Consider the following 12,596-nt stretch of genomic DNA (forward strand, 5'->3'; position numbering starts at 1 on the left):
GCCACCGGCTTGATGGGTTCTAGGATCGAACGATCGCGATGATCTGGTCGACGGCCAGACGCAGCGATCGAGCGGCCATCACAAAATTGGTGTGCCCGCTAACCTCGGGTTGAATCTCTTCGTACAACTCGGTCGCCCGTTTCAGGCGGCCGAGTTTTTTCTTGGCCATCTTCATGTACACCGCCGGATCGTCAACATCGTCGACCGGCCCAACGGCCAAAATGAAGTCGTACAGATCGCGGACGACGTCGCGCAAATCTTCGTCCTCTTCCGCTTCGTCGGCATGCTTCAAAAACGTCCGGACCATCCATATATGAGCGATCTGTTGATCAATCGCTCGGATCTTCTGCATCCGGTCTGCCGTCGCTTCACCGCCTATCTTCGGTTCACTGCTGGGCGGTCCGGTTGGATCGTCCATCAAACCGTATCGTCGGCAACAGCGGGCGTGGCAGTGACAGCCTCGGTCACTGTATCGCTAACGGCGGCATCGGCTTTCGGCTTCGTCGGTGCGTGACCGTGTGGCGTGTTCATCGCGGTCAAGACAACCCCGACCAAAGTCAGCCCCATCCCAACCCATAGCATCGGACTGGTCGACGCGACGCCGTGCAGTCGCAGAACCGAAACGATCGCCGTGACGGTCACCGCACCGCCAAACACGATCGGCATCACCAACAGAGCATTGCCCTTGCTGGTCATCATCGCAGTGGTCAAGCAAACGGCGCCGAAGGCGCCCAAAGTGCCGGCCAAAAACCCCCACTTCATCGTCGGGTAGTACACGCCGGTGTAGCTGAACGAATCACCTTTGGCGGCCATCATCAGCAATCCACCAACGATCGCGATGACCAAGTAGGCGATTCCGATGAACACATACGGCTTGAACGGTGACCACAGCGGTGCCCCGTCGACTCGAGGCGCCGCGGCGTTGCCGATGGTGGGTCCATAACAGCCCCAGAAAATGGCAGTGCCGAGTGCAAAGAGGATAGGAATCAACATTTTGTTCATGTAGCTCTCTAGTGGAGGGTTCGGGGGGAAGCAGGGACGCCGTGGAGCAAACGCGAATGGGGCCGGGCCAGGAGTGCTGTGCTAAAGCCAGGAAGCAAGCCGCATTCGATTGATACTGTGGTGCCAAAGGGGTTCGGCATCAGGGGACTGCCCCGGTACCGTCGCCGGATCCATTCGCCGCTGTGGATCAAACGTTGAACAAGAAGTGACAGATATCGCCGTCTTTCATGACATACGTTTTGCCTTCGACTCGTAGTTTACCGGCCTGGCGAATTTCCTTTTCGGATTTGTACGTTTCCAGGTCCTCCAGCGTGTAAACCTCACAGCGAATGAAGCCGCGTTCGAAATCGCTGTGGATCACACCGGCCGCTTGTGGGGCAGTGGCACCCTTAGGAATGGTCCAGGCGCGAACTTCCTTTTCGCCAGCCGTGAAATAGCTTTCCAGCCCCAGGGTTTGGTAGGCGCCGCGGGCGATCGTGTGCAGAGCGGGCTGTTCCAGCCCGACTTCGGCCAACATTTCGCTGCGATCCGGTTCGTCCAGTTCGGCAAGTTCAGATTCCAGTTTGGCACACACGCAGACCACGTCAGCGCCGACTTTGGACGCCTGTTGGCGAACCTTGTCGACCAACGGATCTTTGCCTTCCAAGTCGTTTTCGCTGACGTTGGCGACGTACAGAACCGGTTTTGCCGACATCAATCCGTAACTGGAAATAGCGACTCGTTGGGCTTCGATCAGTTCCAACGTCCGCAGCGGCTGGTCCGTTGCAAGGTGTTCGTTGCAGGCCTTGATCGCCTCGACACGCAATTTGGCATCCTTGTCACCGCCGCGAGCCATCTTTTCGGCCTTTGGCAACGCATTTTCCAGCGTCTGGATATCCGCCAACATCAGTTCGGTTTCGATGGTCTCCATATCGGCCAACGGATCGACCGTGCCCGAGACGTGAATCACATCGGGATCATCAAAGCAGCGGACCACTTGGACGATGGCGTCGACTTGGCGGATGTGGCTCAGAAATTTGTTCCCAAGACCTTCCCCCTCGCTGGCACCTTTGACGATCCCTGCGATATCGACCAATTTCAGGACGGCGGGAATCGTCTTCTGAGGGACGATGTATTGGGTGATTCGGCTAAGCCGATCATCCGGAACACTGACGATCCCCTCATTGGGTTCGATCGTACAGAACGGATAATTCTCGCTCTGGGCCGCCTTCGATTGGGTCAAGGCGTTAAACAGTGTGCTCTTACCAACGTTGGGCAAGCCGACGATACCAGCTTCCATGGAGCTTTCTTGAAACAGGGGAGGTGGGGAATACCTGAGTGGCTCAAAATCGTAACAGCCCGCCCGGTCGGCACGAAGGGCAGGCACCAGCCGCCCCAATCCCAAACCAAGTTCCCACGTCCACACAGGCCACCCTCCAGCCCACGCACGCTCCCCTCTGGCCCACGATCGCTCCCCTCCGCGGCCCACGCACGCTCCCCTCCTGTCCACGCACGCTCCCCTCCTGTCCACATGCTCTCCCTTCACCAAGCGGGCTCCCCTCTGGCCTACGCGGGCTCCCCTCTCCCCCACGCGGGCTCCCCTCTCCCCCACGCGGGCTCCCCTCTCCCCCAGAATTCCAAGCAAGTAATGCTTGCTAGGAATTCTGGGGGAGAGGGGCCGGGGGTGAGGGGGCCCAAAAACAACCCCAAAAGCCCCCATCATCGATCAACCCAAATCACCCCCAACGGTCAATCGACTGCGAAACCGCCGGCTGTTCCCATTGCCCACTGTCGGCGGATCGGTACATCGCTTCCTGGACCGCTAGCGAACGCAGATAGCTTGCACCGTCGGTTTCAAAAGGTTTGTCGGATGCCAGGCTGTTCACAAAATGCTGCTGGGTGGCCAGCACACAGTCCCCGGCAAACCCTGCCGTGCTCGGCGAATACGGATGGTCTCGTTCGGCTTTGCCCAGCATTTGGATCGTCAGGCGGCCATCGTCGTACAGCCGGATGGTGCCCTTATCCGCTTCGACCATCACTTCGCCAAAGGTGTACCGCGGATTTTCGGCCAGCGATTCGTTGTACCGATTGGCGTCGTAGTGCCCCAATCCGCCCTCTTCGAATTCCATGATCGCGATCGCCGTGTCTTCGCCAGCGATCACGTGATTCAGTTTCCTTGTCACGCACCAGACCCGACGAATTTCGCCACCCAGGTACCGAAACGTGTCGATGGTGTGGATCCCAGCTTCGTGGATCAGGAACCGCTTCATCGTCTGGAAGTACGGCTGGCGAGCCAGGTAGGCGTCATCGCCGTGACCGTCACCCGCTCGATTGCGGTGGCTGATGGTGTGCAATCGGTGTCCGATCGTACCGGCATCCAGCATCCGCTTGATCTCTCGGTACCAAGGTTGAAATCGAAAGTTCTCGTGAACCATCAAGCGCACGCGGGATCGCAGCGCTGTTTCGACAATCGCCTTGGCTTCATCGAAGCTTGGGGCCAGTGGTTTCTGGCAAATCATCGGCAACCCTTTTTTCGCCACATCGGTGACGATGCCGAGGTGGGTGTCGGGACGCGTGATGATGTCCACGAAATCGACCTCGCATTGTTCCAGCATTTCGCGGTGATCGGTGAACGCCTGCGGGATCTTGTACTGTGCCGAAACGCTGTTGCCTCGCCCTGCGTCAATGTCGCAACAGGCGACCATTTCCACGCCGTCGATTCGCGACCAGGCGTCGTAGTGAAAGTGGCTGAAGTAACCAGCGCCGATCACGGCGCCTCGAAGCTTCGTCATCAGAGATGTTTCCCAAGGAAAGGTCGAACGGTTGGCGCTCGCAGAGGTTCCGTTTCCGTCCCCCGCTTATCGACGGCGACGGTCGCCATCGCCAGCGCCGATCAATTCACTGTGCGGACTTCGTCTGCCATTTCGACGTCGGGTCGAATTCGAAACCACATAAAGATCGCCACGACGTTCAGTCCCGATGCAATGTAGAAGAACGGTTCGTGAGTCCCCGTCCAACGGTACAGGTAGGGGAACGCAAGCGAAGTGCAGAACGCACCCAAGTTGCCAACCATGTTCATCGCGCCCGAAACGGCGCCTGCACTCTTCCCACCGATGTCCATGCACGTCGACCAGGACGGACTCAAAATCATATCAGCACCGAAAATCGCCACGCTCATGGCCGCCACCGCGGTGACCGGAGTATTCATGTTGATGCATGCTGACATGCCGATCGCCGAAAGCACGAACCCAATTGCCGCGGGAATCCTGCGTGATGCTTGCCAGCGTCCCCGGCTGTACAACCGGTCCACCGTGAACCCGGCGATCCAGTTGCCCACGACACCGCACAACAACGGCACCGCGGCGTACAGCGCAGTCTGGTCCTTGGTCAGCGAAAAGGTTTCTTTCAGGTAAGGAAAAAACCAGGTCACGGTAAAGAAAAACGTGAAGTTGTGGGCCACATACTGGAACATCAACATCAGCATGTTGGGCGAACGCAACATTTCCGCAAATCGGATCGGCGCCTGTTCCGCGGTGGCCGTTTCGCCTTGCTTTTTGGCGGGATCGCGTGAATTGACAATGTAATCCCGTTCCCGCTCGGTCACCGCAAAGTGCGTTTCGGGGCTGTCACGAAACAGGAAAAACCACGTGGCGGCAAAGGCGATGCCGACCGCACCAAAGAAATAAAACGTCTGCTCCCAGCCGCCCAAGGCACTCATCAACCACACTACGCCGGGCATCGCCAAGGCCGCGCCAAGTCGCCCGCCCGAAAAACTGATCGAATTGGTGATGCCACGTTCGTTCATCGGCAACCACTGCGTGAACGCGCGGGCCAGTGTTGGGTACCCGCCGGCTTCCCCCATCCCAAACAGAAACCGCAAACCGATCATCGCCGTCCAACCGCGCACGACACCGGTCAGCGCCGTGAACAACGACCACATCAAGCACACCACCGTCATCACGACTCGCGGTCCGTATCGATCCGCCAGCTTTCCGCTGGGGACTTGAAACAGCGCGTAGCCGAGCGAAAACGCCGCCATCACCCAGCCCATTTGCCGGTCGTCGAACCCAAGGTCCGTCGCAATGTCGCTTTTGGCGGCCGAGATGCAGGCACGGTCGACCCACATCAGGACCGAGACGAAGAACGCCCCAAGGATCAGAAAGAATCGAATCGGCATGTTTTCCCTGACGTGTGAGCTCAAATCGCTTTCAGAATTTCGTCCGTGATCTCGGTCGTCGATAGCTTGCCGCCCATGTCGGGAGTCCGCTTGGCGGGATCCGCCAACACCTTCGCCACCGCGTCATCGATCATTTTCGCCCCACGTTTGCATTCGGGATGGTCCAACCAATCCAACATCATCGCCGCCGATAGATGCATCGCGATGGGATTGGCCACACCTAGGCCGGCGATGTCAGGTGCCGATCCATGCGACGGCTGGAAGACCGCCGCGGTGGCGCCGATGTCACCTGATGGCGCCATCCCCATGCCGCCAACCAAGCCGGCCGCCAGATCGCTCAGGATGTCGCCGAACATGTTTTCGGTCACCATCACGTCGAATCGCTGTGGGTCGCGAACCAGGAACAAGGCGCTGGCATCGACATAGCAGTGGTCCGCGGTGATGTCGGGAAATTCCGCAGCCACTTCGTCGAACACTTTGCGAAAGAAAACCATCGACGACAACACGTTGGCTTTGTCGATCAACGTGACTTTCTTTTTGCCGCCGCGTTTGCGAGCGATCTCGAATGCCAAGCGGCAAACTCGCAACGTGCAGTCTCGCGAAATTCGCATCGTATCGAAGGCCTCGTCGGCATCCGGATCCAAGACCGCATCGCGACCGTAGAACAGTCCTTCGGTGCTTTCCCGGACCAACACAAAATCAATCTCGCCGGCCGCGTAGCCCTTCAGCGGCGTGTCGGCTTCGTTGAACAACCGGATCGGGCGCACGCCACCGTACAGCCCTAGCCGCTCGCGAAGGTCCAACTGCGGCGCGATTTCTTTTCCGTTCGGGTAGCGGACATTGGGCAGCCCCATCGCACCCAACAGCACCGCGTCGGACGACTGGCAGGCGGCGAACGTGGTATCCGGCAGGGCATTGCCGCTGACCCGGTACTCGCCGACGCCAACATGGTGATTTTCAAAATCGAACGTTACATTGTTCAGTCGAGATTCGATTTCGCGCAGCACTCGGACCGATTGGTCACAGACCTCGGGACCGATCCCGTCGCCGCCCAGGACCGCAATTCGAAAAGTACGTGTGCTCATCAGTTCTCGTCTGCCTGGCGTGCTGCATGGGAAACATTGGCGACGATCCAGGTCAGGAAAGCTTTTGGTGAAGCCCCCGGATCGTCCGCAATCAGAAAGTCAGCCGCGTATGTTAGCGGATCAGGCGTCCGTCGTTGGTGGGCTGACCTGGGCGGAGCCATGATTTTCGCGAGGTTGCCGTTGAGGCCACAGTGCGATCACGTTGGCTGCCAGGATTAGGACACCCCCGAATATCAACGGCCAGCTGAACGTTTCGTTCTGATAGCCGATCGCGCAATAGGTCGCCATCAACCCCGGCAGGATCATCGCCCACGTCGATGCAAAGAACGGTTCGCAGGTGTAGATCACCGCGGCCTGCCCAGCCGAAAGGTACGGTTGGAACTTGTTCATCCAGGCGAAAGCCAACAACGATGGGAAGATCCCCAACAACCCGATCAGCCCGATGAACTCGGGCGATATCGCCAAACTGGTCCATGCTGCTTCGCCGGTCGCTTCCGGAACATGCGGTGACAGAATGGCAAAGGTGACGCCTGCCATCAGCACCACTGATCCAAACATCGTTGGCGTAAGCGCGATCGATTCATATCGTTTGCCTAGGTAGTCAACCATCATGATTTGGCCACTGAAGAACAACGCCCCCAAGATTGTCAGCGTGTCACCGCGGGTCCAGCGCTGCAGCGCGTCCGACGCGATCGAAACACCACTGCGATCGACGACCACGATTTCCGTTAGCACGGCGACGCCCGCCATCGCGATCGCCACACCGACCATCACCGTCGTCCGTGGCAGTCGCCCTCGGATCAGTGTCGCCATCACGGGAGTGAAGACGACCGCCATGCTGGTCAGGAAACCACTGCGGGACGCGGGGATCGTCCCCAACGCGACCACCTGCAGCAACAACCCGGAAAAGAAGAAAAAACCGATCGCCAGTCCGCCCCAAACATGCACCATTCGGATGCGCGCCATAACGCGGTGGAAGACGATCGAAAACATGATCAGGGCCAATCCGAATCGGATCCCGATCATCCAGGCAGCCGACGACGCTCGCAGCCAGATCGTCGCGGTGTGTTCGGTGACGCCAAAGTGTTGGTCAATCTGTAGGTTCAATCCTTTCATCACCGGAAAGGTCATTCCCCAAAGCGCATTGACGACGATCAGAACCAGGATCGCACGGCGGGTTTGAGCGTTCATTCCATTGCCGCTGGTGGGCAACGGATGGGCGGCAGCTCCACTCGCGTTGATTCCGGAGGATTCCAAGGGAAAGGACTTTCGTAAATGAAAGAGGAAGGGAAACGTGGAAAGGGGGTCGCGGACATCGGCATTGCCCGGCATCCCATCGCGTGATTCCCGGGCAAACAGAGTCGCCGCGCCGGCGACGCTTCGTCGTGAGATTCGCCAGAATTCGTGACCGCAACGGTGGCTGGGGAATCCAGGCGAATCCCCCGGACCATCTTCATTTCACTGCGATCGTTCATTTGACGACGCTTGCGAAGAATCGGTGGTCATCGGGCCGGCCGATAATACCTTTTGCAGACGCCGGCCCGCCAGATAGGCATTCGTCAGCGCCAATGACGTGATCGTTACCGCGTAAGCGATCGCTGCACCGATGATCCCATGGGTCCGAAACAATCCCACGGTCAACACCAACAGCACGATTGCGTGAACGATCATCGCAGCCTGCAACCGCCGCCGGGCACCGGAGAAGAGCAGGTAGTGAGGGGCCAACGAGAAGTAAGTCCAGACGCTTGAACCAATCGCGACGATGCACATCGCCGGATAGGCCTCTTCGAAACCATCGCCGTATAGCCCTAGCAGTTTTCTGCCCGCCAAAAAGACGAAACCCAGGAACACGGCGATCCCCAAGATCATGAAACGCCGTCGGCCCCGCCGCATGCTGAGAGCCTGACGCCAATCTTGGGTGCGAATCATCACCGCAATCATCGGCTGGAAATATTTGTCAGTCGACTTCGACAACAACAGAATCAACCCGCCGGTCTCCATCGCGGGCCCCAGCAGGGCGACCTGCGAATCGATGTGCGGCATGTGGTGCGTGATCACCAACGTGGCTTTAAAAAACCAGGACGTCAGGAAACCGATCCCCATGAACGTCAATCCTGAACTGACCCACGTCGGCAACGCCATCGCTGGCGATAGCTGACGCGAATATTGGCGTCCGATGATGATCGACCATGTGGTCGCGATCAGCATCCCAATGCAACTGCCGGCGACAAAGCTCAGGACAGCCAATCGAGACGTCAGGACCAACGAATGGTTCAGCCAGGTGATCGCCAACAGAGTGATCGCCGGCACCAAGACTCGCGCAATCGTCGTTGCGGATGACGCAAACCGAAACGCCAACATCAAGTCGATCGACACACCCATCAATGCCATCGCTGGCAAAAAAGCCAGCCCCAAATCCATCACTTCGCTAGCGGCTTGAGCATGAACCGATCGTTCGAAAACAATCACCACGATCGCCAGAGCCGACGAAACCAACAACGTCCCGGCAATCGCAAAACGAAGGTATCCACCGATCAAGTCGCCTCGCCCGCGAACCATAAAGTCGGGCAAAGCCTTCAGCCCGTACTTGCCAAACCCGGCTTCGCCAACCGAAGCCAACAGTCCCAATGTGGCGATCGCACCGATGTAATGTTCAAAGTCACCACGCGTCAACGTGCGAGCGAGCTGGATGGTGATCGCGTACCCCAACAACACCCCCATGACGTTGCAGGCAACCAGCCAAACCGGCGCAAACCCGATCGCAGCTTCCGACGGGTCCGCATCTGGCGAACTCCAGTCGGTGTCTCTAACCAAATCCGGTCGTGGCGCGTGGTGGAAAAAGATCGGAACCAACTTCCTTGGGGGGACGGACTCTCATTTCACCGCACGGGAAAAAGAGTCAACAATTCAGAAAACGGTCGGGCGGCGAGAAAGTCGGTTCGGGCGGAGGTGAGGGGGAAGCACAAGCAGGAGTCTGAGTTCAAGTTCAAGTTCAAGTTCAAGTTCGAGTTCGAGTTCGAGTTCGAGTTCGAGTTCGAGTTCGAGTTCGAGTTCGAGAGCTGCCACAGCTCTGACTCCCCTCTCCCCCGCATCGGACGCGAGTTCTGCTCGTGTCCGATGTGGGGGAGAGGGGCCGGGGGTGAGGGGGGGAAAGTTCGAGTTCAGGTTCAAGTTCAAGTTCGAGAACTGCCACACCTCCGCCTCCCCTCTCCCCCCATCAATTTCAACATTCGCGATCCACATCAAACGCTAGCCATTCGCTCGCGGCGAACCTTCGGTTGCATCCATCCCAGCTGATAGGAAGGCGGCCGAATCTCGCCCCAGTCGTTCGAACACACCTAGCGTCTCGTTAAAGTCTAATTCGACGCTGCGAACTCGCTCGGCAGGCACCAAGACGACCGAGCCGATCCACGTATCCGGTGCACCGGGGAAATACACGACGACCATCCCGTTTGCCAAACGATCCGACTCCATCGCGATTCGCAATCCCTCCGGACATTCGACCAGCACCGGCGTCAGCGATGGACCATCACTATCGTGTTTCAGGTTGCCCGCCAGCAGGTCTTTGTAGATGGCGTACTTCGGAAAAATGGTGATCAACTGCCGCTCGATCGTCGACGAAAACTTTCGACCGATCGCACGGCGAGCGATCACTCCGGCGGTAAAGCACATCCCCACCAGCACAGCTACCGATGCCGAAAACAGGAACGCGATGCCGGTGGCGGTATTGATCGGCACCCAGTCGGGCATGGCGTCGCCCAGCGGAACAGCGACCGCCGACACGATCGAATAAACCTGTCCCAGCAAGCCCGCGATGACGGCAAGCGGCAGCAGGAAAAACAGGCCCCCAATTGCGGTCGATCGCAGGAAGCCGACGGACTCGTGAATCTTTTGACGCATCAGAATCGATCGAAGGGAAAGGGGGAAAGCGGGGGATCCTGGCCTGGCCAGCGGCGAACGCCCCACGGGAACCGTCGCCTGCTGACGCCGCCGCGGCAGCGAACCGTTCGCGACTTGCTGCGTTGGAATCGGTGGGAATTTCGCATCGCTTGGCGGCCAGCTTAACACCGGCTTTGGCTCACGAAATTGGGTGGCACAAAAAAGCTGGACCGATTGGCGGGCCCGATTATTAGCCAAAACGTCGGAAATCAGGGGGAATCCAGCCAATGCCACAGCGTTGGCACGGTCGCGAAAAACAGATCCGCACGTCTATAATTCACGCACGCACGAAACCGACCGATTCGAAGGAACCCGACCGTTGACGACTGACAACCTAGTCACGCTGAACGCGAACCCGAAAATGGTGCACGAACTGGCACCGTACAAAACGCTAAGCGATGATGAACTGAATTCGCGTATCGCGGCCGTTCGTCAGCAATTGGGCGATTCCCTGCTGATCCTGGGGCACCATTACCAACAGGACGAAGTCATCGCACAGACCGACCTGCGCGGCGACAGCTACAAGCTTTCGGAAATGGCAGCCGCCAGCAAGTCTTGCCGAACGATCGTCTTCTGCGGCGTCCACTTCATGGCCGAGACCGCCGACATCCTGGCCAACCGGCCGGAAAAGCTGGCCGAACGTGACGGCGCCCGTGTCAAAGTCATCCTGCCGGATATGGCGGCCGGTTGTTCGATGGCCGACATGGCCGGGATCGCTCAGGTCGAAGCAGCCTGGGACGACATGGCGGATGTTATCGATACCGAAAAAATCATCCCCGTCACCTACATCAACAGTGCCGCCAGCCTGAAAGCATTTTGTGGTCGGCATGGTGGCATCGTCTGTACCAGCAGTAACGCCGGCGCGGTGCTGGACTGGGCGTTTCAGCGTGGCGAGCGAGTGTTCTTTTTCCCGGACCAACACCTCGGGCGAAACACCGCGTTGAAAATGGACATCACCGAAGACCAGATGCCCGTCTGGGATCCTTATGCCACCGACATGGGCGGCAACACCGACGACGCGATCCGCAACAGCAAAGTGATCCTGTGGAAGGGCCACTGCAGTGTTCACCAGATGTTCCGCGCCGAACACGTTCACGCATTTCGCAAACAACACGAAGGCATCCAAATCCTGGTCCACCCGGAATGCCCGCGCGAAGTCAATGACTTGGCCGACGTATCGGGAAGCACCGGCAAGATCATCGAAACCGTTCAAAGTGCACCGGCCGGGACCAAGTGGGCCATCGGCACCGAACTGCACTTAGTGAATCGATTGAAGGCAGAGCACCCCGAGCAAGAGATTCATTTCCTTAGCCCGGTCGTCTGCATGTGCGCCACGATGTACCGCATCGACCTGCCGCACCTATGCTGGACGCTGGAAAATCTGCGCGACGGCGCCGTCGTCAACCAGATCTTGGTCGACGAAGAAACGACCAAGTGGAGTCTGATTGCACTCGAGCGAATGTTGGCGGTCAAGTAAGCTCACAAACCAAGTCGCGCTCGGCAAACGAGTGCGTCACCAGCTTAATATTTCCAACCCCGTAGGCCGGACCAAGCGAAGCGCCGCTCCGGCAGTGCATCCCCGTGCCTCCAACACCCGACTGCCGGATCCGCGTCGCTCCGCTCCTTGATCCGGCCGACCTCACTGTTGTCCCTCGAAGGTTCTAGGTCCGCTCCGTCCGGCGGCGCGACCGGAACACGCCGAACAAGCATGTCAGCGCGAGACATAGGGTGACACAGCTAGCCGGTTCGGGCACCGCGGCGAAGGGCGAGTTGCTGTAACGAAGCGACTCGATCTCGCCACTGAGGTTTCCACCCGTAGGTGATCCGTCACCGAAGTACAAGTAAGAGGGCGACGAGTTTACGGTTCCAAGCGTTCCTGCGGCGACCTGGCTGCCATCGATGTCGAGCGTAAAAGCGTTGCTTCCACCGGCTTTGGTGAGTTTGAAATCGTGGAAGCCCGAAGCGAAGCTACCACGGTAGCTTGTTCCCACCACTCCCCAACCTGTCGGCCGAAGTTCGATGGCTCCCTGGGCAAAAGCATCGGAAAACCCGATGAACATGCCAAATCCGCCGCTGACGCTGAGGGTGCGTGCTCGGAATTCGAGCATCACGTCGATGGAGGAGTCAAAGCTGTCGTTAAGTTGATAGCCCGCAAATACGTCCCGGCCAATCCCAGTCGTATTCACCTTGAGAACTTGGTTTTCAAGTTTAAAAACGTTCGTTTCGACAACACCAGTCGAGGAAATGTATGGCAAGCCCGAAGCGCTGGGCAAGTTTGTGGCCGTAGTGAAGTCGGTTTCAACCATGACCCCAGCGTTGAGTGGCGCCGCTAGAAGACCGACCCAGAGCGTCAGCCCACACAAACGAACCCAAGCTAAATTCAATCTGCACCAGTTGGAACGCATCATCGTATT

Annotated in this window: 12 protein-coding genes; 1 reads left to right on the forward strand and 11 read right to left on the reverse strand. The window is 58.3% G+C overall.

Features of this window, described 5'->3' with window-relative positions; translation table 11 throughout:
• Positions 1-19: 19 nt before the first annotated feature.
• The 10 genes from K227x_RS21380 to K227x_RS21425 all read right to left on the reverse strand — a co-directional run bounded on the left by K227x_RS21380 (position 20) and on the right by K227x_RS21425 (position 10,143).
• Positions 20-352 (reverse strand): amidohydrolase, encoded by a 333-nt coding sequence (locus K227x_RS21380; RefSeq protein WP_145178244.1) that lies wholly within the window; start codon positions 350-352, stop codon positions 20-22.
• 65 nt (positions 353-417) lie between these two features.
• A complete protein-coding gene (locus K227x_RS21385) occupies positions 418-993 on the reverse strand; it encodes a hypothetical protein (protein ID WP_145172742.1) in 576 nt (191 codons plus the stop codon).
• 196 nt (positions 994-1,189) lie between these two features.
• A complete protein-coding gene (ychF, locus tag K227x_RS21390) occupies positions 1,190-2,281 on the reverse strand; it encodes a redox-regulated ATPase YchF (RefSeq protein ID WP_145172744.1) in 1,092 nt (363 codons plus the stop codon).
• 436 nt (positions 2,282-2,717) lie between these two features.
• Positions 2,718-3,773 (reverse strand): Gfo/Idh/MocA family protein, encoded by a 1,056-nt coding sequence (locus K227x_RS21395; protein ID WP_145172746.1) that lies wholly within the window; start codon positions 3,771-3,773, stop codon positions 2,718-2,720.
• Positions 3,774-3,874: 101 nt separating this feature from the next.
• Positions 3,875-5,158 carry an MFS transporter gene (locus K227x_RS21400; RefSeq protein ID WP_145172748.1) on the reverse strand — a complete coding sequence of 428 codons (1,284 nt, stop codon included), beginning with the start codon at positions 5,156-5,158 and terminating at the stop codon, positions 3,875-3,877.
• A 20-nt stretch (positions 5,159-5,178) separates the two neighbouring features.
• Positions 5,179-6,243, reverse strand: a complete 1,065-nt coding sequence (locus K227x_RS21405) for an isocitrate/isopropylmalate dehydrogenase family protein (RefSeq protein ID WP_145172750.1) — start codon at positions 6,241-6,243, stop codon at positions 5,179-5,181.
• A 120-nt stretch (positions 6,244-6,363) separates the two neighbouring features.
• Positions 6,364-7,434, reverse strand: coding sequence for a DMT family transporter (locus tag K227x_RS21410; RefSeq protein WP_145172753.1), 1,071 nt, complete (start codon positions 7,432-7,434; stop codon positions 6,364-6,366).
• Positions 7,435-7,701: 267 nt separating this feature from the next.
• Positions 7,702-9,057: a lipopolysaccharide biosynthesis protein gene (locus K227x_RS21415; RefSeq protein WP_145172755.1), complete on the reverse strand. Its 1,356-nt coding sequence runs from the start codon at positions 9,055-9,057 to the stop codon at positions 7,702-7,704.
• A gap of 93 nt (positions 9,058-9,150) precedes the next feature.
• On the reverse strand, positions 9,151-9,486 hold the full coding sequence (locus tag K227x_RS30755) for a hypothetical protein (RefSeq protein ID WP_218933423.1): 336 nt from the start codon (positions 9,484-9,486) through the stop codon (positions 9,151-9,153).
• Positions 9,487-9,492: 6 nt separating this feature from the next.
• On the reverse strand, positions 9,493-10,143 hold the full coding sequence (locus K227x_RS21425; RefSeq protein ID WP_145172759.1) for a DUF502 domain-containing protein: 651 nt from the start codon (positions 10,141-10,143) through the stop codon (positions 9,493-9,495).
• A 400-nt stretch (positions 10,144-10,543) separates the two neighbouring features.
• Between K227x_RS21425 and nadA the strand changes: the two genes are divergently transcribed.
• A complete protein-coding gene (gene nadA, locus K227x_RS21430) occupies positions 10,544-11,659 on the forward strand; it encodes a quinolinate synthase NadA (RefSeq protein ID WP_145178246.1) in 1,116 nt (371 codons plus the stop codon).
• Between the two features lie 184 nt (positions 11,660-11,843).
• On the opposite strand, the gene K227x_RS21435 is transcribed toward nadA, so the two are convergent.
• Positions 11,844-12,590, reverse strand: coding sequence for a hypothetical protein (locus K227x_RS21435; RefSeq protein ID WP_145172761.1), 747 nt, complete (start codon positions 12,588-12,590; stop codon positions 11,844-11,846).
• Between the last annotated feature and the right edge of the window lie 6 nt (positions 12,591-12,596).

Source organism: Rubripirellula lacrimiformis (assembly GCF_007741535.1).
In the GTDB taxonomy this organism is placed as follows: Bacteria; Planctomycetota; Planctomycetia; order Pirellulales; family Pirellulaceae; genus Rubripirellula; species Rubripirellula lacrimiformis.

Bases quoted from the DNA above. Each gene is read 5' to 3' on its own strand.
- K227x_RS21380 (WP_145178244.1), bottom strand. From the start codon at position 352: ATGCAGAAGATCCGAGCGATTGATCAACAGATCGCTCATATATGGATG.
- K227x_RS21385 (WP_145172742.1), bottom strand. From the start codon at position 993: ATGTTGATTCCTATCCTCTTTGCACTCGGCACTGCCATTTTCTGGGGC.
- ychF (WP_145172744.1), bottom strand. From the start codon at position 2,281: ATGGAAGCTGGTATCGTCGGCTTGCCCAACGTTGGTAAGAGCACACTG.
- K227x_RS21395 (WP_145172746.1), bottom strand. From the start codon at position 3,773: ATGACGAAGCTTCGAGGCGCCGTGATCGGCGCTGGTTACTTCAGCCAC.
- K227x_RS21400 (WP_145172748.1), bottom strand. From the start codon at position 5,158: ATGCCGATTCGATTCTTTCTGATCCTTGGGGCGTTCTTCGTCTCGGTC.
- K227x_RS21405 (WP_145172750.1), bottom strand. From the start codon at position 6,243: ATGAGCACACGTACTTTTCGAATTGCGGTCCTGGGCGGCGACGGGATC.
- K227x_RS21410 (WP_145172753.1), bottom strand. From the start codon at position 7,434: ATGAACGCTCAAACCCGCCGTGCGATCCTGGTTCTGATCGTCGTCAAT.
- K227x_RS30755 (WP_218933423.1), bottom strand. From the start codon at position 9,486: ATGTGGATCGCGAATGTTGAAATTGATGGGGGGAGAGGGGAGGCGGAG.
- K227x_RS21425 (WP_145172759.1), bottom strand. From the start codon at position 10,143: ATGCGTCAAAAGATTCACGAGTCCGTCGGCTTCCTGCGATCGACCGCA.
- nadA (WP_145178246.1), top strand. From the start codon at position 10,544: ATGGTGCACGAACTGGCACCGTACAAAACGCTAAGCGATGATGAACTG.
- K227x_RS21435 (WP_145172761.1), bottom strand. From the start codon at position 12,590: ATGATGCGTTCCAACTGGTGCAGATTGAATTTAGCTTGGGTTCGTTTG.